The sequence below is a fragment of the Arthrobacter globiformis NBRC 12137 genome (assembly GCF_000238915.1).
Lineage (GTDB): Bacteria > Actinomycetota > Actinomycetes > Actinomycetales > Micrococcaceae > Arthrobacter > Arthrobacter globiformis.
Genome location: NZ_BAEG01000065.1, coordinates 1 through 22,583 on the forward strand (window position 1 = coordinate 1; position 22,583 = coordinate 22,583).

Below are 22,583 nucleotides of genomic sequence, written 5' to 3' on the forward strand. Positions count from 1 at the left end.
CAGTGACGGGCACCGAAACCGGAGCTGTCACTCCTGCGGCTGACGCCACCGCCCTGATCGACGCCAACCTCGGCAACACCGGAACCGCAACGGGGACAACTGCCCCTGCGGCTGACGCCACCGCCCTGGTCGACGTCAACCTCGGCAACACCGGAACCGCAACGGGGACAACTGCCCCTGCGGCTGACGCCACCGCCGTGATCGACGTCAACCTCGGCAACACCGGAACCGCAACGGGGACAACTGCCCCTGCGGCTGACGCCACCGCCCTGGTCGACGTCAACCTCGGCAACACCACCGGCACGGGAACCGGTACCGCCGTTCCCGCCACCGACCTGGCCGCCGTCGTCGACCTCAACCTCGGCAACACGGGTTCCCTGGGAACCGGTGCGGAAAGCGCCGTCGACCTCGGGCTCGGCACGGGAACTGATGCAGCCGTGGACCTGGGTGTCGACCTTGGCATCGGACTTGGCGCAGGAACTGTGACGACGCCGCCGGCTACTGATCCGGGTGACGGAACCGGCAACGGCTCCGATCCGGGCGACGGAACCGATGGAACCGGAACTGATGGAACCGGCACCGACGGAGCCGGAACGGGAGCCGAGGGCACGGGCACTGATGGCACTGCGACTGATGGAGCCGGCACCGGCACCGCCGGGACTGGCAGCAACGGATCCGGTACCGACACGACCGGTGGAGCGGCAACGGGCACTGGCACCGGGACCTCCACGACCGGCGCCGCCATCCTGCCCGCGGGCTCGGTGACCACAGGCGTCCCCGCCTCGGAGAGCATGGCAACCATGGCCAACGGAAGCATTGCCACCGCACAGCAGACCCTCGCCAACACGGGAGCCGACACTGGGCTGCTGCCACTCGCACTGGTCCTGCTCGCCGTCGGCGCACTCCTGGTGATCCGCAGGAAGAAGGCCTAACAGCCCGGTCCTGTCCGAACAGGAGTAACTGCCGTTCGTCGGCGGTCCGCATCACGGCAGTCCTCCGGACTTCCGGATGCCGGGCCGCCGGCGAAGCCGTGCCCGGACGCCATGCGGCCACCGTTGCGCCACCAATCAGCCAGCCAAACAGCCAGTCGGACACCCAGTCAGAAACCCAATCAAACAGCCAGGGGCCTCGATTACTAAGTACACGTACTATCCTTAACACCGAACCCGAGCTGATAAGGACGACAACGTGTTAGAGGAATCGCCCAGCGGGGTGACAACGGATGTACTGGGCGGGCGCTACCGGCTGGGTGAGGTGATCGGACGAGGCGGCATGTCGTCGGTCTATGCGGCCAGGGACCAGAACCTGGGCAGGGACGTGGCCCTGAAGCTCTTCGCCCCTCAGGCTGCAGATGCCGACGAACTCAAAAGGCAGGAAGCCGAGATCCGGCTCCTGGCAACCCTGAACCATCCCAGCCTTGTCACCCTTTTCGACGCCGGCGTGGATACCCGCGTGCCGGACCAGCCCAGACCCTTCCTGACCATGGAACTCGTGGAGGGCCAGGACCTGCGCAGCCGCATCCGGCACAGCCGCGTTCCGCTCGACGAGCTGTCCGTCATCGGTGCTGGGGTCGCCGATGCCCTCGCCTACGTTCACGGGCTGGGCATCATCCACCGCGACATCAAGCCCGCCAACATTCTCCTCATCCAGGTTCGCCCCGGCGAACCGGTGCGGCCCAAGCTGACAGACTTCGGCATTGCCCGGATCGCCGACGGCACCCGCCTCACGGCCACCGGCACCATGGTGGGCACGGCGGCGTACTTGAGCCCCGAGCAGGCCATGGGATCCCCGTTGTCCCCCGCGTCTGACATCTATTCGCTGGGCCTCGTGCTGTTGGAGTGCATCAAAGGCACTGTTGAATACCCGGGCAGCGCGGTGGAGTCGGCGGTGGCGCGGCTGCACCGTGCCCCGGAGATCCCCGGCGACCTGCCCGCGGAATGGCAGCACCTGCTGGCCTCCATGACCGCCCTCGAGCCGCTGGAGCGGCCCACCGCTGCGGACCTGGAAGCGGCTCTCCGGCGCGCCCTCGTTTCACCGCAGTCCGCCCCTACAGACCTGGCCGGGGAGCACACCCGTGTACTCCCCGCGTTGCCGTCCCGGCCGCCGTCGGTTCTCCCGTCCGGGCCGCCTGAGCCACAGTCCACCGCCAAAACAACAGCAAATACACCAGCGGGCCAGGCATCAGCACACCCCGATGGGCCGCCCGCGAGCGGGAAGAGGCGCCGCCGTTTCCGTATTGGCGCCGCTCTGGCGGCGGCAACCCTGCTGGGCGGAACCGCGGCGGTGACGGTGGCCGCCAACTCACCTGAAACGCCCGACGTCGTCCCTTACCCCAGCGTGAGCGGCACCTTGGGTGACCATCTCGTGGAGCTGCAAAGGAGCGTTGAACCATGAGCCCGCGCCAGACACCGGCCGCGTGGCGCCGGGCGATGACCGTCATTACGGGGTTCACATTGGCAGCTGCAGTGGCAGGCTGCGCCGGCACCGCCCCGGAGCTCGAGACGGGCGCGGCCGCAAAACTTCAGGAGCGGGTTCTTGAGGTCACCAGGTCCGCGGCGGGAAGCAACCCGGCCGCCGCGCTGAAGTCGCTGGCCCGGTTGTCCTCTGAGCTGGATGCCGCGGCTGCTGCGGGGCAGGTTTCCTTCAAACGCCACAGGAGCATTACGGCGGCCATCAATTCCGTGCGGGCCGACCTCACGGCAGCGCAGGCGGCCAGGAACGCTGCCGCCCAGGCGGCCGCTGCGAAGGCCACGGCAGCCCCGAAACCTTCACCGACGACTCCGCCGGCTGCTGCAGCCCCGGTTCCCGCCCCCGCGCCGGCTCCAGTTCCGGCTCCGGCAAACAGCGGAAGGCAGGACGGCTCCGGCAAGGGCAGCCCGGAGGGGAACAAGGACAAGGGTTCGGGCAAGAACAAAGACTAGCCCCGCCGGGACCAGTCTTTGTTCTTCAAACCCTCAGGAAGATTGGCCCGTCAGGAAGTCGCTGCCGGGAAACGCTCCCACGCCCGGTGCGCGGCCAGCAGCTCCTGGATCTGCGGAACCACCTGCTCGGCAGTGTCGCCCCGCACCACGCCTGCTGCGTCGTCCGGGATGCTCGCCGCGTCCACACCGGCGGAGCCTGACCCCCACGCCCCGATGGCCTTCGCGTGGCGGAAGGCCTCTGACAGCAGGAGCACGACGCGCGGATCAAGCGAAGCACCGGGATCACCGGCTTTCGCGTCCAGCCCCTGTTCGGCGTCGTCCGCCGGCGCCCCGGATCCTGCCACGATGACGGCGTCGAACTCGGTAGAGCGGGCGGTGAGATAGGTCCGCTGAACCGGGATCCCGCCGTCGGACTCTCCCCCGAGCGTCCCGCCGGCCGGTGCGATCACCAGCGGAACGATGCCGGCGTCGTCGAGCGCCTTGCGGGCGTCCCGGACGGCCTCAAGGTCACTGGACCCGTCCGCCACGATGCCGACGACGCGGCCTGCGACCGGCCACGTCTTTCCCAGCTGGGACAGGGCGGGGCTGGGCTGGGCGTCGGGCACGTCCTCGGTGGCCTCGGGAGCGGGCAGCCCCAGCCCGCGGGCCACGGCGGCGCACAGCGAGGCATCGATGTTGGCCAGCGCGAGCAGCTGCCGCTCACGGACCGGCTTCTCGTAGCACTTGCCCAGCTCGAAGGTGTACGCCTGAATGACGTGGTCCTGCTCCACCGGAGTGAGGCTCCGGAAGAACAGCCGGGGCTGGCTGAAGTGGTCATCGAAGGAGGCCGGGTTCTTCCGCTGCTTAATGGCCTCCGCCACGGCTTCCGGAACATCAACGAACGACCCGAGGTCTGCGCCGGCCTTAAACGGGCAGCCGCCGTCGAGGGAATTGGGCCGGTACGGCGCAACGCCGGAGTGGACGGCGGTCTGGTGCATGCCGTCGCGCAGCATGTCGTTCACCGGGGCCTGGGGCCGGTTGATGGGGATCTGGGCGAAGTTCGGCCCGCCCAGCCGCGAAATCTGGGTGTCCAGGTAGGAGAACAGCCTGACCTGCAGCAGCGGATCGTTGGTGACGTCAATGCCCGGCACGAGGTGCCCCGGGTGGAAGGCCACCTGCTCCGTCTCGGCGAAGTAGTTGACCGGGTTGGCGTTGAGCGTCATCAGCCCGATCGCCTGGACGGGGGCCAGCTCTTCGGGCACAAACTTCGTGGGATCCAGCAGGTCGATCCCCTCGAACATCTGGTCCTCGGTGTCCGGGAAAGTCTGGATTCCCAGCTCCCATTCCGGGTAGGCGCCAGCCTCGATCGCGTCGGCCAGGTCCCGCCGGTGGAAGTCCGGATCCATGCCGTTGATGATCTGGGCCTCCTCCCAGACCAGGGAGTGGACGCCCTGCTTCGGCTTCCAGTGGAACTTGACGAGCGTCGTGGCGCCCTCGGCGTCGACCAGCCGGAAGGTGTGGACGCCGAATCCTTCCATGGTGCGGTACGAACGCGGGATGCCCCGGTCGGACATGTTCCACATGGTGTGCGCCTGCGCCTCGGTGTGCAGGGACACGAAGTCCCAGAACGTGTCGTGGGCGCTCTGGGCCTGCGGAATCTCGCGGTCCGGATGCGGCTTTGCGGCGTGCACGATGTCCGGAAACTTGATCCCGTCCTGGATGAAGAACACCGGGATGTTGTTGCCCACCAGGTCGTACGTACCCTCATCGGTGTAGAACTTGGTGGAGAATCCGCGGGTGTCCCGGACGGTGTCGGCGGAGCCCCGCGAGCCCAGGACCGTGGAAAACCTGACGAACACGGGCGTTTCCACGTCCTTGGCGAGGAAACCTGCGCGGGTGATATTCGCCGCCGTCCCGTACGAGCGGAACACGCCGTGGGCGCCGGCACCCCGGGCGTGCACCACGCGCTCCGGAATCCGCTCGTGGTCGAAGTGGGTGATCTTCTCCCGGAGGTGGTGGTCCTGGAGCAGGATCGGTCCCCGCGGCCCGGCCTTTAGCGAGTGGTCGGTATCGGCCAGCCGGAGCCCCTGCGCGGTGGTCAGGTACTGGCCGGACTGCGCCCGGGAGTGTTCGGGCGCACCCGTGGGGCTGCCGGTCGGCGATACCGCTTCCGGCCCCTGCTGGTCGGGCTTGGGCGGCAACGTTTCCCTCGGGGTGGTCGGTTCGACGACGGCGGGCGGCTCGCCTGCCGGGGCTCCCGGAATGTTGATTGCTGATTCTTCAGGCACAGAGATGATCCTTTCCGAAGCGGCGGCCTAACCGGACTCGGCGTTGGGCACTGGGCTCCCCACCGAAAGATAAGCCTGCTTAGTACCCTAGGAAATCCCGGGCCCGCCCACAACTGCGGGCCGTCATTTGAGCGTTCGCATCTTCATAGTCAGCAGGCTTAGTTTCTCTCTTCAAATGCCGGCTGGTTCCCGCTACGTTGGAGATGTTCCATCCGAACAACGGCAATCAGAACCACGGGCCATCCGCCCGTACGCTGAAGGAGTGAACCACGCATGGCAACTGTCCAGGAATCGATCACTGTCGATGTCCCCGTACGCCAGGCCTACAACCAATGGACGCAGTTTGAGGATTTCCCCAAGTTCATGAGCGGAGTGGACGCTGTCCGCCAACTCGATGACACCACTGTTCATTTCGAAACCAGCGTTGCGGGCGTGAAGCGCGAGTACGACGCCCAGATCACCGTCCAGGAGCCGGACCAGCGCGTCACGTGGGAGAGCCTGAACGAGCCACGCAACTCGGGCACCGTTTGGTTTGAGTCCCTGGGTGACAACGAGACCAAGGTGAACGTCGAGCTGACCTGGGAGCCCGAATCCGCCGTGGAGAAGCTTGGTGCCGCCACCGGACTTGATTCCCGGCAGGTGGCCTCGGACCTGAGGAAGTTCAAGAAGTTCATCGAGGAACGCGACACGGAAACGGGCGCCTGGCGTGAAAGCGTGAGCGGTGGAGAGGTGGAAGGTGACGCGGGTTCGACGGCGGCCGCCACCGGAGCTGGTACAGGCACCGGAGTTGGAACGCCCGGCGTCGGAACAACGGGAGCCGGCGTTGGAACCGGCGTCGGAACCGGAGCGCCCGCCGTCGGAACAACGGCAGCCGGAGCGGCCGGCGTCGGCATGGGCGCAACAGCAGCCGGAGGCAACGGTGACCCGGGCGCAAGCACCGGCTATTCCGAGGGGGCCGGCATGGACGCGGTCCCGGGCCGCAGCTACGAATCCGGAGACGCCTACGACGCCTCGGCAACCGAACGGCCCGTCAGCACGGACCCGGATATGGCCGTCGACGCCCCTTACGGGGACAACGACACAGGTGAACCCCGCACCGAAACCCGGCATACGGACACCCGCCGCGACGACATCCCGGACCGGTAGTCCACCGTCCCGCCCGCTGGCTCAAGGTCCAGGCCGGCAGTCCCGGCAAGCAAAGAGAGCGCCCCGCCACTCAACGAGTGGCGGGGCGCTCCTGCTGTTCAGCTCGGCAACTCGGCCGCGGGCCGGAGACCTAGCTCAGGCTGGCGACGATCTTGTTGAGCGTGGCGGACGGCCGCATGACGGCTGCAGCCTTCTCGGCGTCCGGGCGGTAGTAGCCGCCGATGTCCACCGGCTGGCCCTGGGCGCCCAGCAGTTCGGAAACGATGGCTTCCTCGTTGGAGGTCAGCGCGTCGGCGACCGATGCGAACGAGGCTGCGAGTTCTGCGTCCTCGGTCTGCTTGGCCAGTTCCTGTGCCCAGTACTGAGCCAGATAGTAGTGGCTGCCGCGGTTGTCGATCTCGCCGGCCTTGCGGCTCGGGGACTTGTTCTCCAGCAGGAACGTGCCGGTGGCACGGTCCAGCGTGTCGGCGAGGACCTGGGCGCGGGCGTTGTCCGTGGTGTTGGCCAGGTGCTCGAAGCTGACGGCCAGTGCCAGGAATTCACCCAGGCTGTCCCAGCGCAGGTGGTTTTCCTTCAGCAACTGCTGGACGTGCTTCGGGGCGGAGCCGCCGGCACCGGTTTCGAAGAGCCCGCCGCCGTTGATCAGCGGAACGATGGACAGCATCTTGGCGCTGGTGCCCAGTTCCAGGATCGGGAACAGGTCCGTCAGGTAGTCGCGGAGCACGTTGCCGGTGACGGAGATGGTGTCCTCGCCCTTGCGGATGCGCTCGAGGGTGAAGGCGGTGGCCTTCACCGGGGACAGGATCTCGATCTGCAGGCCCTCGGTGTCGTGCTCCTGCAGGTATTCGCGGACCTTCTCGATGAGCTTGGCGTCGTGTGCGCGGGTCTCGTCGAGCCAGAACACGGCGGGGGTCTGGGAGGCGCGGGCGCGGTTCACGGCCAGCTTCACCCAGTCACGGATGGGGAGGTCCTTGGTCTGGCAGGCGCGCCAAATGTCACCAGGGGCAACGTCGTGTTCGATCAGGACGTTCCCGGAGCCGTCAACCACCTGGATCTTGCCGGGGACCTGGGCCTCGAAGGTCTTGTCGTGGCTGCCGTATTCTTCGGCGGCCTGGGCCATGAGGCCGACGTTCGGGACCGTGCCCATGGTGGTTGGGTCGAAGGCGCCGTTGGCGCGGCAGTCGTCGATGACAACCTGGTAGATGCCGGCGTAGGAGCTGTCCGGGAGGACTGCCAGGGTGTCGGCTTCATTGCCGTCCGGGCCCCACATGTGGCCGGAGGTGCGGATCATGGCGGGCATGGAGGCGTCCACGATGACGTCGCTGGGGACGTGCAGGTTGGTGATGCCCTTGTCGGAGTCGACCATGGCGATCGCGGGGCCTTCTTCGAGGCCCTTCTTGATGGCGGCCTGGACGCCTTCGCGGACGTCCTCGGGCAGCTCGTCCAGACCGTTGAGGATGGAGGCGAGGCCGTTGTTGGGGCTGAGGCCGGCCGCGGCGAGCTGCTTGCCGTAGGTGTCGAACAGCTCGGAGAAGTAAGCCTTCACCACGTGGCCGAAAATAATGGGGTCGGAGACCTTCATCATGGTGGCCTTCAGGTGTGCGGAGAAGAGCACGCCCTCTTCCTTTGCGCGGGCCACTTGGGCTGCCAGGAATTCGTCCAGGGCGGCAGCGCGCATCACGGTGCCGTCGATGACCTCACCGGCGAGGACCGGGAAGGCCTTCTTCAGGACCTTGACCGTGCCGTCTTCGCGGACCAGCTGGATTTCGATGGTGCCGTCGGCGGGGATAACCACGGACTTCTCGTTGGCGCGGAAGTCGTTGGCGTCCATGTGTGCCACGTTGGTCTTGGACTCGGGGGTCCAGGCACCCATGGAGTGAGGGTTCTGGCGGGCGTAGTTCTTGACCGACAGCGGAGCGCGGCGGTCCGAGTTGCCTTCACGCAGGACCGGGTTCACGGCGGAGCCCTTGATCTTGTCGTAGCGGGACCGGATGGCGGTCTCTTCATCGGACGTGGGGTTGTCCGGGTAGTCCGGCAGCTTGTAGCCCTGCGACTGAAGCTCGGCAATGGCAGCCTTCAGCTGCGGCACGGATGCGCTGATGTTGGGGAGCTTGATGATGTTGGCTTCCGGCTTCTTCGCCAGTTCACCGAGTTCAGCCAGGGCGTCGCCGATCTGCTGCTCTTCAGTGAGGTAGTCGCCGAAGACGGCGATGATGCGGCCGGCCAGCGAAATGTCGCGGGTCTCCACCTGCACACCTGCCGTGGAGGCGAACGCCTCAATGATCGGCAGGAACGAATATGTGGCCAGCATCGGCGCTTCGTCGGTGTGGGTATAGATAATTTTGGCCATGCTCGGGCGTCTCCCTGAAGGTCGGCTTGTATCTGGTATTCCGGCTATTTCACCAACCTTTAACTTACCCGAGCTGAACCGGATGGACCTTACCCGGACGGCCGGATGCCCTCGCATGACCCCGTTTCTGTGTCGTCCGCCACACTATCCATTGTCCCCGGCGCGGAGGAGCTCTAATCTTTCTCTCATAAAGGAATACCGCTTCGGCGGCTGAACTGAGTTGTAACCCCTTGCGGCAGGGGCAGATCAGTACCACCCCTACCTGGCCAACAAAACTTGAATCGTCAATAACCGAGCTTGTCATCCCCGGGTAGGTCAATCAGTCACCCGGCGTGCCTCCCAGGGCCCGCCCAACCTGATAGGTAGGACCGCAATGACGAGCAAAAAGACTCTGGCTGGCAGCCTTCTGAGCCTTTCCACAGGTCTGTTGCTGGCAGTGAGCGCCATCGGCGGCGCCACAGCCTCTTCTGCAACGTCGCAGGACTCAACTCAACTACAGGTCGCAAGCACCCCAGTGTCCAGCCCGCAGGGCTACTGGACACCCGAGCGCATGCGTGCCGCCGTTCCCGGTGATGTTCTGGCCGCCAAGGCCGTGGCCCGGCAGGACAACAAAGGCCCCTCGTCCGATGCTGCAGTGGAGTCGGGAGCCCTAACGAGATTTGCCGGCACCGCCGCGCAGACCACGGTCACCACTGCCCTGCACACAAATGAGGCCCCGGTGAAGCACATCGGCAAGGTCTTCTTCACGCTCGCCGGAAATAACTACGTCTGCTCCGGCAACTCCGTCGCTGCCCGGAACAAGAGCCTCGTGGCCACCGCCGGCCACTGCGTTAATGAGGGGCCCGGCGCCTTCGCCACCAACTGGGTCTTCATTCCCGGCTACGTGAACGGGACGGCCCCCTACGGTCAGTGGCCGGCCCGGTCCCTGCACGCGGCACGGAACTGGACGTCCGGCGGCGATATCCGGTACGACACCGGCTTCGCCGTGGTAGCCCGGGTGGGAGGCAAGTACCTGGCCGACGTGGTGGGGGCGTCCGGAGTGGAGTTCAACCAGCCCCGCGGCCTGACGTACAAATCATTTGGGTATCCGGCCGCGGCCCCGTTCACCGGCCAGACCCTGGTCAGCTGCACCGGCGCGGCTAGGGATGACACCATCAACCCGCAGTTCAACTCCCAGGGCATTTCGTGCGACATGACGGGCGGTTCCTCGGGCGGCCCGTGGTTTGCCCAGGGCGACACGGACGCTGCAAGCGGGGCGGGCGGCTTCCAGAACTCCGTCAACAGCTACGGCTACGGCACGAATTCCACCACTATGTTCGGGCCGTTCTGGGGCTCCACCACCATGAAGGTCTACGACAGTGCACAGAGGAAATAAGGATGATGCGGGCTCCTCAGGCGAAGTGGTGAGCCACAGCGTCAGCGAGGCGCCCGAGGAGGTCCTGGCCTACTGGACCCCGGAACGGATGGCCGAAGCGGTCCCCCGGGACATCCGGTTGCCGGATCCGAAGGAAGGGGAGTCCCAGGCCGAAGGAAAATAACCCAGCTAAAAGCCCGACGGCGGCCGTCCCCCTAAGGGGGCAGCCGCCGTCGGGCGTTTGGGTTGGGCCCACGCCGCCCGGGTTCCCTGGCCGAGCGCAGCGAGGTTAGGGAGCGGTTGGGCCCACGCCGCCCGGGTTCCCTGGCCGAGCGCAGCGAGGTTAGGGAGGCGGTGGGGATTAGTGGAAGAAGTGCCGCGCGCCGGTGAAGTACATGGTGATGCCCGCAGCGTTGGCTGCGGCGACGACTTCCTCGTCACGGACCGAGCCGCCGGGCTGCACCACAGCCCGGACACCGGCGTCGATCAGGATCTGCAGGCCGTCGGCGAACGGGAAGAACGCGTCGGAAGCTGCAACCGCACCACGGGCACGGGCGGGGGCACCGGCCGTCCCGACGTTGGTGGCACCACCGGCACCATCGACGTCGGACTCAACCTGCACACCTAGCGTGTTGGCCCGCTCAACGGCGAGCTTGCAGGAGTCCAGGCGGTTGACCTGGCCCATGCCGATGCCCACTGCGGCGCCGTTGGAGGCGAGCAGGATCGCGTTGGACTTGGCCGCGCGGCAGGCGGTCCAGGCGAACGCGAGGTCGGCCAGCGTGGCCTCGTCAGCGGCTTCGCCGGCTGCCAGGGTCCAGTTGGCCGGGTTGTCGCCGTCGGCGTCCACCTTGTCGGTGATCTGGACGAGCACGCCGCCGGAGACCTGGCGGATTTCGGCCGGGTAGCGGCCATAGCCTTCGGGCAGCGCCAGCAGGCGGATGTTCTTCTTCTTGGAGAGGATCTCCACGGCCTCGGGGTCGAAGCCGGGGGCGATGACCACTTCGGTGAAGATACCGGCCACGGTCTGGGCCATGCCGGCGGTGACCGTGCGGTTGGCCGCGATGACGCCGCCAAACGCGGAGACTGGGTCGCAGGCGTGTGCCTTGGCGTGGGCGTCGGCGATCGGGTCCGCAGCGTCAGGGGACGCCACTGCCACACCGCAGGGGTTGGCGTGCTTGATGATGGCCACGGCGGGCTCCGCAAAGTCGTAAGCGGCGCGGAGTGCTGCGTCGGCGTCCACGAAGTTGTTGTAGCTCATGGCCTTGCCGTGGATCTGGTCGGCCTGGGCGATGCCCGCGGGGGCTGCCTTGTCGACGTACAGCGCTGCCTGCTGGTGCGGGTTCTCGCCGTAGCGGAGGACCTCGGAGCGTTCCAGCGCGAGGCCCGCATAGGCCGGCCAGTCGATCACGCCGTCGCCGTCCTCATCGAGGAACTGGCTGGCGGTCCAGGTGGCCACGGCGTTGTCGTAGGTGGCGGTGTGCGCGAAGGCCTTCGCGGCGAGCCGGCGGCGGGTCTTGAGGTCGAAGCCGCCCTCGGCGGCGGCGCGGACCACGTCGCCGTAGAACGTGGGGTCCACCACAATGGCGACGGCGGCGTGGTTTTTCGCGGCGGAGCGCACCATGGCGGGGCCTCCGATGTCGATCTGCTCCACGACGTCGTCCTGCGCGGCACCGGACTTGACCGTCTCCACGAACGGGTAGAGGTTCACCACGACGAGGTCGAAGGCCTCGATCTCCATCTTGGCGAGGGTCTCCATGTGGGCGGGGACACGGCGGTCGGCGAGGATGCCGCCGTGGACGCGCGGGTGCAGGGTCTTGACCCGGCCGTCGAGCATCTCGGGGGAACCGGTGACCTCTTCGACTTCCTGGACCGGAATGCCGGCCGCGGCGATCTTCTTGGCGGTCGAGCCGGTGGAAACAATTTTGACGCCTGCTGCGTGCAGGCCCTTGGCGAGCTCCTCCAGACCGGTCTTGTCGTATACCGAGATCAGGGCCCGGCGGATGGGAACACGGTCAAGCTGCGTCAAGCTCACAAAAGTCTCCGTCTTTATCTCGCGGTTGATGTGCCGCGGTTGGTGGGGATACGGCCCAGTTTATCGTGTCGACGGGCCCGCGCCTGCTGACGGGCCCAGTGTGAAGGCCGGGCTGTTCGCGGCGTGAGGGCCCCGCGCTCCGGGGCTTCCCGCAACGTAAGGTTTAAGCAGGAGGCCGAGATGAATATTTACACCGCTGTGCCCAGTGGCGAGCAGGTAGTCCAGGAACTGCCGTGGCGCTGGAAAGTGCAGGGCCGGATCTTCGTGATCGGCGGCCTGGGATTCATGTTCGATGCGTGGGACGTCACCCTCAACGGCATCCTCATTCCACTGCTATCCACGCACTGGAGCCTCACCCCGGGCGAGGCCGGCTGGATCGGCACAGCCAACCTGATCGGCATGGCCCTGGGCGCCTTCATCTGGGGCACCATCGCGGACACCATCGGACGCAGGAAGGCTTTCACGGCCACGCTGCTGATCTTCTCGCTTTTCACGGTGCTCGGCGCCTTCTCCCCCGACTTCCTCTGGTTCTGCGTGTTCCGCTTCATGGCCGGGTTCGGCCTGGGCGGCTGCATTCCCGTGGACTACGCGTTGGTGGGTGAGTTCACGCCGCGCCGTCAGCGCGGCAGGGTCCTCACGGCCATGGACGGCTGGTGGCCCGTGGGTGCGGCGCTCTGCGGGTTCGTATCCGCCTGGCTCGTGGCCGCCTTCGCCGACTGGCGCCTGACCATGCTCGTCATGGTGCTGCCGGCCCTGCTGGTGTTCTGGGTTCGGCGCAGCGTTCCCGAGTCGCCGCTGTTCCTGATCCGCAAGGGCCGCCGCGATGAAGCTGCCCGGGTCATTGACGGCCTGGTGGAGGCCACCGGCGCCGAACCGCGGGCCTACAGCCTGCCCGAGCCGCAGGCTGTACCGCGCTTTTCCGCCGGCAGCGCCTGGCAACAGCTGCGCGGGGTCTGGCAGTTCAACTGGAAGATCACCGCCGCCGCCTGGGCGCTGTTCATGAGCATCCTGCTTGTCTACTACCTGTCCCTGACTTGGATGCCGCGGATCCTGATCGGCGCCGGGTTCGCCGAGTACAAGGCGTTCCTGACGACGGCGGGGATGGCCGCCGTCGGGCTCCTTGGCGTGATCGCGGCAGCGCTGCTCGTGGAGCGTGTGGGCCGCAAGTGGCTGCTGGCCATCACGGGGCCCCTGTCCGCGCTCGTCCTGGTGGTCGTGGCGTTCGTGGTGGACGTGCCCACAGCCGCGGTGTTCTGGCTGCTGGTGTTCGGGTTCGTGGTGCAGGTGGCCATCCCGGTGCTCTACGCCTACGTTTCCGAGCTGTACCCCACGGAGCTGCGCGGCAGTGGCTTCGGCTGGGCATCCACGTTCTCGCGGCTGGGGGCAGGCTTCGGCCCGCTCATTTTCGCGAACTACTTCTGGCCGCAGCTGGGGCTCGCCACGTCCTTCGCCCTCGCCGGCGGCCTGGTGGTCCTGTCCGTGCTGTGGATGGCCTTCTTCTCCCCCGAAACCCGGCAGCGCCGCCTCGAGTAGCTGCCCGGGCTCCCCATCCCCCATGTAAGTAGCAGCAGGGGGCGTTCCCAAGGCTGGGAACGCCCCCTGCTGCTACCTACATGGGTGTGGTGCGGGCTACTGGGGCGCGTACGCTGCAGCCAGCGACGCCAGGGTGGAGACCAGGAGCCGGCGCTCCACCACCTTGATCCGCTCGTGCAGGGTGTCCTCGGTGTCGTCGTCCTCGATGGCCACCGCTTCCTGGGCGATGATAGGCCCGGTGTCCACGCCGGCGTCGGCCCAGTGCACGGTGCACCCCGTGACCTTCACTCCGTAGGCCATGGCGTCGCGGACGCCGTGGGCGCCGGGGAAGGACGGCAGCAGGGCGGGGTGCGTGTTGAGGTATTTGCCGTCGAAGGCGTCGATGAACTCGGGGCTGACGATCCGCATGAAGCCGGAGGACACCACCACATCCGGCAGGTAAGCGGCAACGGCTTCAGTCAGCGCGGCGTTCCATTCCGCGCGGTCCGGGTAGGCCTTGAAGTCCACCACGAACGTGTCGATCCCGGCTGCCGCCGAGCGTTCCACGCCGTATGTTCCCGGGCGGTCCGCGCCCACCGCGGCGATTTCAACATCCAGGTCCCCGGCTTGAACGGCGTCAATGACGGCTTGGAGGTTGGAACCGGTTCCGGAAACGAGGACTACTATGCGCATTGCTCAAGCTTAGGCGGCTGCTCGCGTAGGCTGGAAAACATGAACCCCACTCCCCAAGGGCCGCAGCGGACCGCGCGTCCGCTCAGCGAGGAAGCCAAAGCCTCGCTCCAGAAGACGCACACACTGTTCCGCATGTTCATCGTGGCCGTGTTGGGCGCCTTCTTCGTGTTCCAGCTGGACATCGCCTACCTCTGGCTCACGGCCATTCTGACGGCGGCGGGCATCGCGCTGGGGATCATCGTGCTCATCCGGGCCATCCGGTTCAAGGAATCGAAACTGGTGCTGTTCGGCACCATCTCCGGCCTGGTGGTTTCCGCCGTCATGGTTATCCTGGTCCTGACCTCGGCGCTGTTCTTCAACCAGGTGCGGGACTTCCAGCAGTGCTCCCGCCAGGCACTGACCAGCAAGGCAAGCACGGAATGCCGGGTCCAGCTGGAGAACTCGCTGCCCGGACCACTCAAGCAACCCGTACGCTAGAGCCGCCCCGGCGCGGAAGACCACGCGCGGAAGACTATTGGCCGCTCGGGGCCGTCCCCAGCGCGGCGTCGCGCAGTTGCCGGCGTTCCAGCCACGGCCCCGCCGCATACCCAATTACGACGCCGATGCCGACTTCCGCTGCCAGCCAGACTGCCGTCCACAACGGGTCCGGGCCGATGTCCGAGAGGCGGCCGATTCCGGCCGAGCCGCGCGCCAGCCACGCGAGGGCTGCGGCCAGTACCCCGGCAGCGGCCCCGACGATCAGCGCCAGGAACAGCGTGGACGCGGCGGCCGTCAGCCAGCGCACGCGGAGTTTGATGGACAGCCATTCATCGAAGTGGTTTTCACCTTCGCGCAGGAACCACCAGCCGGCCAGGACACCGGCGAGCACGGGAACCACTAGCGCCACCGGTCCGAAATCGAGCGGACCGGAAGGGATCGCCGCAAAAACCGGGATAGTGGGCAGCGGTCCTACGGCGGTTCCCAGCGGGCCCACCTGGGAACCAACGCCGAGCGCGAATCCGGAGCCGGTCAGCCATGCGAGGGCGAAGACGGCGAGGTTGGGCAAGAAGCCGAGCTGCGCGATGGTGAGTGCCGCGCCTCCGACGGGTCCGGCGTCGAGCGCTTCATAGACCGCCACCACAAGGTTCCAGTGGATGAAGAGATCCACGGCCAGCAACGCCGAGGAGATGGCGAGAGCCGCGATGACGGCCACGAAGCCGGCCTTGGCTGCCGAGGCCAGATACGATCCCGCCCACCGCGAGTGCTGGCTGGTGCGGGCGATCCAGTCCACGGCGTCGACGCCGATCAGCCGGCTCCATGAACCGGCCTCCCGCCGGGCGCCGATCACCATCCCGAGGCCGAACGGAACCAGCGGCAGGAGTCCGGCCCACCACAGGAAAACCTCAACGTCCTCGGTCCGGCAAATGAATCCGGTGGCAATGCCAAACCCTGCATAGACCAGCCACGACCCGAGGAGCGCCTGCCACAGCTGGTCCGTGTACGACGCCCGGGCCAGACGCCTGCCCGCCCGCCAGGCCAGCAGGAACGGTATAAGGGTCAGGCCCAGCGGAAGCAGCGACAGCGTGCCGGTCTCCGGCCTCGCGGCAGAGCCCTCCCCCACGGTGGTGAGGTACAGGGGCACCCCGTGGATGACCAGCCACGCCTGGCCGGCCAGCCGGGCCAGGACATCGAAGCCGGCGCTCCCGAAACCCGAGGTCGCCCACACGGCAACGATGGGGGCGATGACCACCAGCGCGGAAATGATGGCCGCCTGCGCGGACTCCAGCCCGCCCTGCAGCCACAGGGGCATGGGTAGGCCACGGTCTCCGGTCTGGTCAGCACGCAGTTTCATCGCCTCCCATCGTGCCATGCAGTGCACGGCTCACCTGTTTTCGACAGGCTCAACGGCGCGAGAAGTCGGACGGCCATGCGCCTGCGCCGGTAGCGGCAGGTTCGACGGCGGGCGCTTTTTCGGGATGCCCGTCGTAAAATTAGCTTGTCCGCATTCAGTGGTTGGAGGCAGAAAATGACTACCGCATCCCCACATGCACATGGCGTTCACTTTGGCAGGACTGACGTCCAGAACGCCGGCATGGGTGTTGGTATTGTCGCGTTGGTGGCCGGTGTGCTGGGGTTCATCCCGGGCATTACCGCACGGTATGGCGAACTGATGTTCCTTGGGCCCGATTCGCACGCCATGTTCCTAGGCCTGTTCCAGGTGTCCATGCTGCTCAACATTGTGCAACTGGTGATCGGCGGAACCGGCTGGGCCATGTCCCGCAGTGAAATGGGTGCCCGCAGGTTCCTCTTGGGCGCCGGTGCGCTATACATCATTCTCAGCATTTACGGGCTCAGTGTCGGAGTGGACTCGGCGGCCAATTTCCTGTCGCTGAACATGACGGACAACTGGACCATGATGGTGGCTGGTGTACTGATGATTGCCGCCGGCTGGATGTTTTCACGGCATTCGGTCGAGGACAGGAAATAGCCCGGAACGCGAACGCCGGGAACTAGGAGCCGCGAATGAATAGATATCTAATCTGAGTATTCGTACTACCGGTTGGTGCAGGCGGCCACGTTATGTCGTGGGCGGCTGCACCAACTTTGTGTCCGGAAAGTTGGTGTCTTTAAACCCCTCCCGCCCCGGAGGCAGCGGCAAGCCGGCGAGGACCCGGCCGGATTCCAGAGATCAGGGCGCAGAGATCAGGCAAGGGACAGCACGAAGGAGAGCACGAAGCCGGCCGCCGTGCTGAGCGCCACTGCGGGTCCACCGTGTTCGAAGGCCTCCGGCATCAGGGTGTCCGCGAGGGAGGCTATGACGGCCCCGGCGGCAAATGCCAGCGGCAGGGAGATGGTTTCCGGATCCGTGCCGGGGCGATATTTTCCGGCACCCCGTCCAGCGTCACGGCTGCGAGCAGCGCCATTCCGGCGGCACCCCGGGTGGACGTCGACGCGGGGGCCTTCTCTCGGGCGGCCGCATCGGTGTCCAGCTTCGCGCTGCCGCGGAATTCATCTGCCGGCACTGAGTTGGCCCCTGGTTGCGCCCACCGGTCAAGCATCGCGCTCAGCGCAGTGAAAACCACCGCACCCACCAGCAGCCCAAGCGCGGCCCGTATTATGCCGCCGCGCTGGTAAGCGTCCTCAAACAGCTCGAAGGTCAGGGCCGTGATGAGTGCGCCTGCGGCAAAAGACAGCAGGATCGCCAGCAGCCGCTTCGGCAGTTCAAGACGGGCACCAATAAGCGCACCTATAACAAGTGCGCTAGAAGCCACCACGCCGAACAGCAGGGAGGTTCCCACACCGTCAGCATAGGATCGGGGGCCGCAGCCGGGAACGCCCCAGCGGTGGCCGCTATTTGAATCGGATCTGGGCGTATGGCTCGCTGGGCAGATTCCCGGCAGTCCAGGGCTCTTCGGACGGTTCGCTCCGCAATTCGCCTCGCCCGTCGCGCAACACGGCCAGCACCGTTGCCGCAACGGCGACGACGGCGATTGCGGCCAGCAGCACCAGCACGACGACGATGGACCCAGACATCCCTGCAGCACCTTCTGCTGCAATTTTATAGCGTTCCCGCCTGCTCGATCGTGCGCGAACTTTTTTCCTCTGGACGTAGCTGCGCGGCAGGCATATTCTGGCCTTCCACCGCGCTGGGGGGTGATTCGGATGGGCAACGGCTTGCACTCTGTCAAAGCTGCCGTTCTTCGCGCCCTCCTGCTGCCCGCCCTTCTGGTTCTCGCGTGGATCACCTGGGGCGCGGCGTCCGCTGAGGCAGCTTCCGGGGACACCGTGACGGCCGGTTCCCTGGATACCGGTTCCCTCAACGCTGGTTCCCTTGTCAAAACTCCCGTGGCTGCCATTGCGAAGTCGGCGGTTTCTGCTCCGCTGGCTTCGGTTGCTTCCCAGGTGGCCCCGGCGACCAGGCTGCTTCCGGTCGCTCCTGCCCTGCCGGCGGCCCCGAGCCTCCCTGCCAACGTCACCAAGTCCGTGTCGACTGTCGTCGGCACTGTGGCGGACACGGCCGGCGCCGTGGTCAAGGAGACATCGGCGGCGGTGACAGCCGTGACCACCGCGACGGCACCCGTGCTCGATAAGGCGGACACCCTGGTTAGGGCCGTGGAGGACGTCATTTCGTCGGCGCCCCGGCTGCCTGCAACGCCGGCCATTCCGCCCGTACCTGTCCCCTCAGTTCCGGTCCCGTCCGTACCTGTCCCCTCAGTTCCGGTCCCGTCCGTTCCGGTGCCTTCCGTGCCGGTTCCGGAACAGCCCGCGGCTCCTGCACCGGGCGTCACGCCTCCGACGACGGCTCCCGCCTCCGGAGGCAAGTCGCCAGATCTTGCTGCGCCGCCGTTCGCCGTTTCGCCATCGGCGGTTGGGCCGCGGACCGCCAGCCTAAGGGCGGCAGGCCACGCGCAACAGCCGGCGACGGCGGAGACAGTGGCCCCAGCCATTCCCGAGGCCGGCACCCGCCTGCCACTCTCCGGCGCAGGTCTCTCGCTGGCCGAGCTTCAAATGACCACGCCCGGGCAGCGCGAGCAGGCAGGGGTCAACCACGCAACCCACAAACTACACCTTGGAGACCGGCCCGGCGACGGCCACCTTCAGTCCCTTGCCGTGACGGAGGGAACGTCCGGGAACTCCTCCTCGGGCTCCGAAGGCTCTGGCGCTCAGGCCGCCGAAATGGCCGGTGACTGGGACCGGACGCCGCTGCATGCCGGGGCCCGTGCATTCGATGCGGCCCAAGACCTTCCAGCCAGCCCAGCCTTCGATCCGGGGTGCTCCCCCGACTGAACAGGTCACCCCTGCCCACTTTCCGGGCAGAAACGACCACCTGCGCAACTCTGCGCAAGGACCACCCGTTCAGTCAGGAGAATATGTCATGTCTACGCACGCCCCGTTGTCTGCTGCCCCTCGCCCGTCCCGTCCGCAGTCCGGAGCCCACAGCGGCCGGATCGGAAACTGGCCGGACCCGATGCGCGGCCGGATCGGCAACTGGCCCGATCCCATGCGCGGCCGGATCGGCAACTGGCCCGATCCCATGTCCGGCCTGATCGGCAACTGGCCGGACCCGATGCAACAGCGAAGCTAGGGTCGGCGCCAGGGATGTCACAGCGAGGCTAAAGTCCGGTCCGGCCCCTGAGCCCGGACCGGATCGCGCCCACCAGGAAAGTGTCGCCGCGTGCGGCGCGGCGACACTTTCCTCCTCAGTGACCGAAAAAAGCAACCCAAGGCCGTATGCCTATTCGGTGCTGGAGTCGCCCACGCCCTTTGGCTTCTGCCCTGTTCCGGCGCCGTCCTCCGGCGCCGGAATAGCGTCCTGTCCGGCCCCATCTGCTTCAGAGGCCGATGCCCGCAAGGCAGGTTCCGCCGACGTGCCCGTGCCCGAAGCCTTCTGCGCACCTTCTGTGGGCCTTGCACCTTCTGTGGGTGCACCTTCTGCGGGTGCACCTTCTGTGGGTGCACCCTCTGCGGGTGCACTGGCCACAGGAGTGCCCGCCTCGGCGGCCTCGTCCATGGTGGGGTCACCGACGCCGGCGGCCGCATTCTGGTTCTTGGCCGAGCCTGCCTTGGAGCGGCCGGGAAAATAACTGATGACCCGTGCCAGCTCCCGGCCCAGAACTGTGCCCTCGACGACGTCGGGGGGCAGGGCGTCCTGTTCCGCTTTCCGCGCTGCCTCCAGCGCCTGCCGTCCATCTTCCGTTATGGATACCTGGTTGTGCCGCCTGTCCAGCGAACTCGACTCACGGGCCACAAGCCCTGCCCCCTCAAGTCGGGCCAGAACCCGCCCAAGGGACTGACTGCGGACCTTGATGTCGGCGGCCAATTGCTCCTGGTTCAGTGGCCCGTCCGTCAGGCCTTGGAGCGCAATGACCGCGGCATGGGTGAGGCCGAGTTCTGCCAGCGCCTGGTCCTGCCTGCGCTGGACAAGCCTGGCGGCCATGGACAGCAGCTGGTGAGGCCCCCACTGCTCCGCGTCAGGATTCGGGACCATCGGTTTAGACCTTCTTTCCCCTTTGAGCCCGTGCTGGCAGTACCGCCAGCCCAAAATGCCGACAACGCAGGGGCCGGTCACCCGGCCCCGGCATTGGGCACGTTAACGGCGGGTGTCCTCGACGCCGTCGGTCTCGATGCGCTCCTTGCGGACCTGTTCATCCACCGTTACTTCATCCGTGACGGTTTCCGTGTCCAGCCTGACCCGCTCGACGGGAACAGTTTCCTTGTCCACCACGAGATGTTCCTCGTGAAGAACTACCTCGTGTTCCGCTTCGCTGATGTCCTGTCCCCTCAACGCCTCGCCCCGGTTTTCTTCGGTGATCGGTTCGCGCTCCAGCCGTACTTCCTCGCGCTGCACCGGAACTGTCCGGGTCTCGTTTTCGGTCACCACATATTTGCGCAGACGGGCACGGCCGGCAGCCTGCCTTTCTGTGCCGACACTCACGCGCTCCTCCGACCGGGTCATGGCGTCGTCATCGGCCAGTCCGGACGTGTCGCGTTCGAGCCTGTCATCCGCAGCGCTGTAAGTTCCACCGCTCCCCGCGGCAGCGAACTGCGCATCCCGCTCGGTGGCGGACCGGCCGGCAGCGGACCGGTCGGCCGTCCGGCCGGAGTCGGGGCCATGCCCGGTCGCAGCCTCCGAATAGGTCACGTTGCCACTTAGCTGGTAGTGCTCGTAGAGCCGGTCCTCTTCTGACGGATCAAGGTGACCCTCAGCGTCCACCCGCGGAGCATCCTTGACCTGGTCCTTGCTGTAAGGGACAACTATGTCGGCTCCTTCAAGCCGCGCTCCCTCAAGGGGAACGAACGACTCCGACGTCCCGAAAAGGCCTGTCCGCGCCGTCACCCAAGTGGGCTGCCCGTTGTCATCATCCGCATAAACCTGGCTGAGGGAACCGATCTTGTCTCCATCTGCGGAGAGGATGTTTCCATTCTTGTTGAGCAGGTCGTCGATGTGTTCCTTGGTGAGCATGCTGTCTCCTTGGAGTTGACTTCGTGTTCAAATGTGGCTGTTCACGCTGAGGCCGACGATGGCGCAACGGCAGGCCAGAGCACGCTCTCGCCGCCTTAGAACGGCAACTGCCGCACCCTGCCGGGGCAATCCTTCGTCGCTGCCGAGGCCGGCAATCCGACCCCGCACCTATACCCTAAGCATGCTTACTATCAGATTGGCAAGCCTGCTTAGCTTTTTTCTTGGATCGGGCGGCCGGGGACACGCCGCAAGTCCCGCCGGCGGTCGACGCCAGAAAAATGGTGCTGGGAAAAAATGGCAAGGGTGCTTACTATTTATTAGTAAACATGCTTACCATTGCATGCCAGCAACGCTGGTTCCTGTACAGCAGCTGCCCCTTTCGGAAAGAGAGAGCCAAGATGACTGAGAACCAATGGCCGCAGGATGAAGACCTCACCACTCCCCCGGCCACACAGAATTCGGGTTACGGCGCCGGCACCACGGGATACGGCGCAACTGGAGCGGGTACCACCGGCTACGGCACTCCCGGCTACCAGGATGACGCGTCTTCGAAGAAGGACGTGGCGAAGGAAGAGGCCGCGAACGTCGCCGGCGAGGCTAAAGGTGCCGCCCGGAACGTAGCAGAGACGGCCAAGTCCGAGGCCGCGAATGTCGCGTCTGAAGCCAAGAACAGCGCCCGGGATCTGCTGCACCAGGCGAAGTCGGACCTGACCAGCCAGGCCGGCACCCAGCAGGCCAAGGCCGCCGAGGGCATCCGCAGCATCTCCTCGCAGCTGCGCACCATGGCCGACGCGCCGGACCAGCAGGGCGTGGCCGCGGATCTGATCCGGCAGGCCGCCGACCGCTCCGCATCGGTCGCGTCCTGGCTGGACAACCGGGTTCCGGGCTCACTGCTGGACGAGGTCAAGTCCTTTGCCCGCCAGCGCCCCGGCACGTTCCTGCTCCTGGCAGCGGGCGCAGGCCTGGTCGCCGGACGCCTGGGCCGCAGCCTGCAGGCCGGCGCCCCCGAATCCCGTACAGCCGGCTATGGATCTGACACCATACCGCCCTACCCCGTCCAGCCGCCGGTCACGGAAGGCAGCATGGACGCAGGAGTCGGCGCTCCGCTCTACGATCGCGCCGAACTGGGAGAGCCCGCCTACACCCAACCGGCCTACGGCGAGACAACCTACGGGGAGACAACCTACGGGGAACAGCCCACAGGCCAGCCGGCCTACGGCGAGACAACCTACGGGGAGCAGCCCACAGGCCAGCCCGCTTACGGTGAACCCGCCTACGGCGAACCAGCCACAGGCCAGCCCGCGTACGGTGAACCCGCCCCCGGCGAGCCGGGATATGGCGAGCCGAGGCGGCGGGATACTGACG

At 66.6% G+C, this 22,583-nt stretch carries 20 protein-coding genes and 1 pseudogene; 12 read left to right on the forward strand and 9 right to left on the reverse strand.

Features of this window, described 5'->3' with window-relative positions; all coding sequences use genetic code 11:
• The 3 genes from ARGLB_RS22435 to ARGLB_RS23610 form a co-directional block, all read left to right on the forward strand.
• Nucleotides 1–932 (forward strand): LPXTG cell wall anchor domain-containing protein (locus tag ARGLB_RS22435; protein ID WP_050934348.1); only part of this gene is annotated, 932 nt, incomplete at its 5' end.
• 256 nt (nucleotides 933–1,188) lie between these two features.
• A complete protein-coding gene (locus tag ARGLB_RS11910) occupies nucleotides 1,189–2,394 on the forward strand; it encodes a serine/threonine-protein kinase (protein WP_003802730.1) in 1,206 nt (401 codons plus the stop codon).
• Nucleotides 2,391–2,921 (forward strand): hypothetical protein, encoded by a 531-nt coding sequence (locus tag ARGLB_RS23610; protein WP_003802731.1) that lies wholly within the window; start codon nucleotides 2,391–2,393, stop codon nucleotides 2,919–2,921. Before ARGLB_RS11910 ends, ARGLB_RS23610 begins: the two co-directional genes overlap by 4 nt.
• Nucleotides 2,922–2,971: 50 nt before the next feature.
• On the opposite strand, the gene ARGLB_RS11920 is transcribed toward ARGLB_RS23610, so the two are convergent.
• Complete coding sequence (locus tag ARGLB_RS11920; RefSeq protein WP_003802733.1) at nucleotides 2,972–5,188, reverse strand: catalase; 2,217 nt, start codon at nucleotides 5,186–5,188, stop codon at nucleotides 2,972–2,974.
• A gap of 273 nt (nucleotides 5,189–5,461) precedes the next feature.
• Between ARGLB_RS11920 and ARGLB_RS24095 the strand changes: the two genes are divergently transcribed.
• Nucleotides 5,462–6,334: an SRPBCC family protein gene (locus ARGLB_RS24095; protein ID WP_003802734.1), complete on the forward strand. Its 873-nt coding sequence runs from the start codon at nucleotides 5,462–5,464 to the stop codon at nucleotides 6,332–6,334.
• A gap of 130 nt (nucleotides 6,335–6,464) precedes the next feature.
• Here ARGLB_RS24095 and ARGLB_RS11930 read toward each other — a convergent pair whose 3' ends face one another.
• Nucleotides 6,465–8,684, reverse strand: coding sequence for an NADP-dependent isocitrate dehydrogenase (locus ARGLB_RS11930; RefSeq protein ID WP_003802736.1), 2,220 nt, complete (start codon nucleotides 8,682–8,684; stop codon nucleotides 6,465–6,467).
• Between the two features lie 373 nt (nucleotides 8,685–9,057).
• Here ARGLB_RS11930 and ARGLB_RS11935 point away from each other — a divergent pair, with 373 nt between their 5' ends.
• Nucleotides 9,058–10,059, forward strand: a complete 1,002-nt coding sequence (locus ARGLB_RS11935; RefSeq protein ID WP_003802738.1) for a trypsin-like serine peptidase — start codon at nucleotides 9,058–9,060, stop codon at nucleotides 10,057–10,059.
• A gap of 28 nt (nucleotides 10,060–10,087) precedes the next feature.
• A complete protein-coding gene (locus tag ARGLB_RS24300) occupies nucleotides 10,088–10,222 on the forward strand; it encodes a hypothetical protein (RefSeq protein ID WP_280959908.1) in 135 nt (44 codons plus the stop codon).
• A 177-nt stretch (nucleotides 10,223–10,399) separates the two neighbouring features.
• On the opposite strand, the gene purH is transcribed toward ARGLB_RS24300, so the two are convergent.
• The gene (purH, locus tag ARGLB_RS11940; protein ID WP_003802742.1) at nucleotides 10,400–12,070 is read right to left on the reverse strand and encodes a bifunctional phosphoribosylaminoimidazolecarboxamide formyltransferase/IMP cyclohydrolase; all 1,671 of its coding nucleotides are present in this window, start codon (nucleotides 12,068–12,070) and stop codon (nucleotides 10,400–10,402) included.
• Nucleotides 12,071–12,250: 180 nt separating this feature from the next.
• Between purH and ARGLB_RS11945 the strand changes: the two genes are divergently transcribed.
• On the forward strand, nucleotides 12,251–13,603 hold the full coding sequence (locus ARGLB_RS11945; RefSeq protein ID WP_003802746.1) for an MFS transporter: 1,353 nt from the start codon (nucleotides 12,251–12,253) through the stop codon (nucleotides 13,601–13,603).
• Between the two features lie 96 nt (nucleotides 13,604–13,699).
• Here ARGLB_RS11945 and purN read toward each other — a convergent pair whose 3' ends face one another.
• A complete protein-coding gene (gene purN / locus ARGLB_RS11950) occupies nucleotides 13,700–14,275 on the reverse strand; it encodes a phosphoribosylglycinamide formyltransferase (RefSeq protein WP_003802747.1) in 576 nt (191 codons plus the stop codon).
• A 39-nt stretch (nucleotides 14,276–14,314) separates the two neighbouring features.
• On the opposite strand from purN, the gene ARGLB_RS11955 reads away from it, so the two are divergent.
• Nucleotides 14,315–14,752: a hypothetical protein gene (locus ARGLB_RS11955; RefSeq protein ID WP_003802749.1), complete on the forward strand. Its 438-nt coding sequence runs from the start codon at nucleotides 14,315–14,317 to the stop codon at nucleotides 14,750–14,752.
• A gap of 34 nt (nucleotides 14,753–14,786) precedes the next feature.
• Here ARGLB_RS11955 and ARGLB_RS11960 read toward each other — a convergent pair whose 3' ends face one another.
• On the reverse strand, nucleotides 14,787–16,106 hold the full coding sequence (locus tag ARGLB_RS11960) for a cell division protein PerM (RefSeq protein ID WP_043418960.1): 1,320 nt from the start codon (nucleotides 16,104–16,106) through the stop codon (nucleotides 14,787–14,789).
• A 240-nt stretch (nucleotides 16,107–16,346) separates the two neighbouring features.
• Between ARGLB_RS11960 and ARGLB_RS11965 the strand changes: the two genes are divergently transcribed.
• Nucleotides 16,347–16,742, forward strand: coding sequence for a DUF4383 domain-containing protein (locus tag ARGLB_RS11965; protein WP_003802755.1), 396 nt, complete (start codon nucleotides 16,347–16,349; stop codon nucleotides 16,740–16,742).
• A gap of 215 nt (nucleotides 16,743–16,957) precedes the next feature.
• Here ARGLB_RS11965 and ARGLB_RS11970 read toward each other — a convergent pair.
• Both ARGLB_RS11970 and ARGLB_RS11975 read right to left on the reverse strand, forming a co-directional pair.
• Nucleotides 16,958–17,553, reverse strand: a pseudogene (locus tag ARGLB_RS11970) (zinc permease).
• 52 nt (nucleotides 17,554–17,605) lie between these two features.
• Entirely contained in the window at nucleotides 17,606–17,788 is a 183-nt protein-coding gene (locus tag ARGLB_RS11975) for a hypothetical protein (protein ID WP_003802761.1), read from the reverse strand.
• Between the two features lie 141 nt (nucleotides 17,789–17,929).
• Here ARGLB_RS11975 and ARGLB_RS11980 point away from each other — a divergent pair, with 141 nt between their 5' ends.
• Together ARGLB_RS11980 and ARGLB_RS22830 are read left to right on the forward strand one after the other, a co-directional pair.
• A complete protein-coding gene (locus ARGLB_RS11980) occupies nucleotides 17,930–19,042 on the forward strand; it encodes a hypothetical protein (RefSeq protein ID WP_139023331.1) in 1,113 nt (370 codons plus the stop codon).
• Between the two features lie 88 nt (nucleotides 19,043–19,130).
• Nucleotides 19,131–19,340 carry a hypothetical protein gene (locus tag ARGLB_RS22830; RefSeq protein WP_003802764.1) on the forward strand — a complete coding sequence of 70 codons (210 nt, stop codon included), beginning with the start codon at nucleotides 19,131–19,133 and terminating at the stop codon, nucleotides 19,338–19,340.
• Between the two features lie 150 nt (nucleotides 19,341–19,490).
• Here ARGLB_RS22830 and ARGLB_RS23860 read toward each other — a convergent pair whose 3' ends face one another.
• Both ARGLB_RS23860 and ARGLB_RS11995 read right to left on the reverse strand, forming a co-directional pair.
• Nucleotides 19,491–20,243 carry a MarR family winged helix-turn-helix transcriptional regulator gene (locus tag ARGLB_RS23860; protein ID WP_003802767.1) on the reverse strand — a complete coding sequence of 251 codons (753 nt, stop codon included), beginning with the start codon at nucleotides 20,241–20,243 and terminating at the stop codon, nucleotides 19,491–19,493.
• A gap of 102 nt (nucleotides 20,244–20,345) precedes the next feature.
• Nucleotides 20,346–21,218, reverse strand: coding sequence for a DUF2382 domain-containing protein (locus ARGLB_RS11995; protein WP_003802769.1), 873 nt, complete (start codon nucleotides 21,216–21,218; stop codon nucleotides 20,346–20,348).
• 398 nt (nucleotides 21,219–21,616) lie between these two features.
• Here ARGLB_RS11995 and ARGLB_RS24100 point away from each other — a divergent pair.
• Nucleotides 21,617–22,583: hypothetical protein (locus ARGLB_RS24100; RefSeq protein ID WP_003802771.1), on the forward strand; the 967-nt coding region annotated here is incomplete at its 3' end.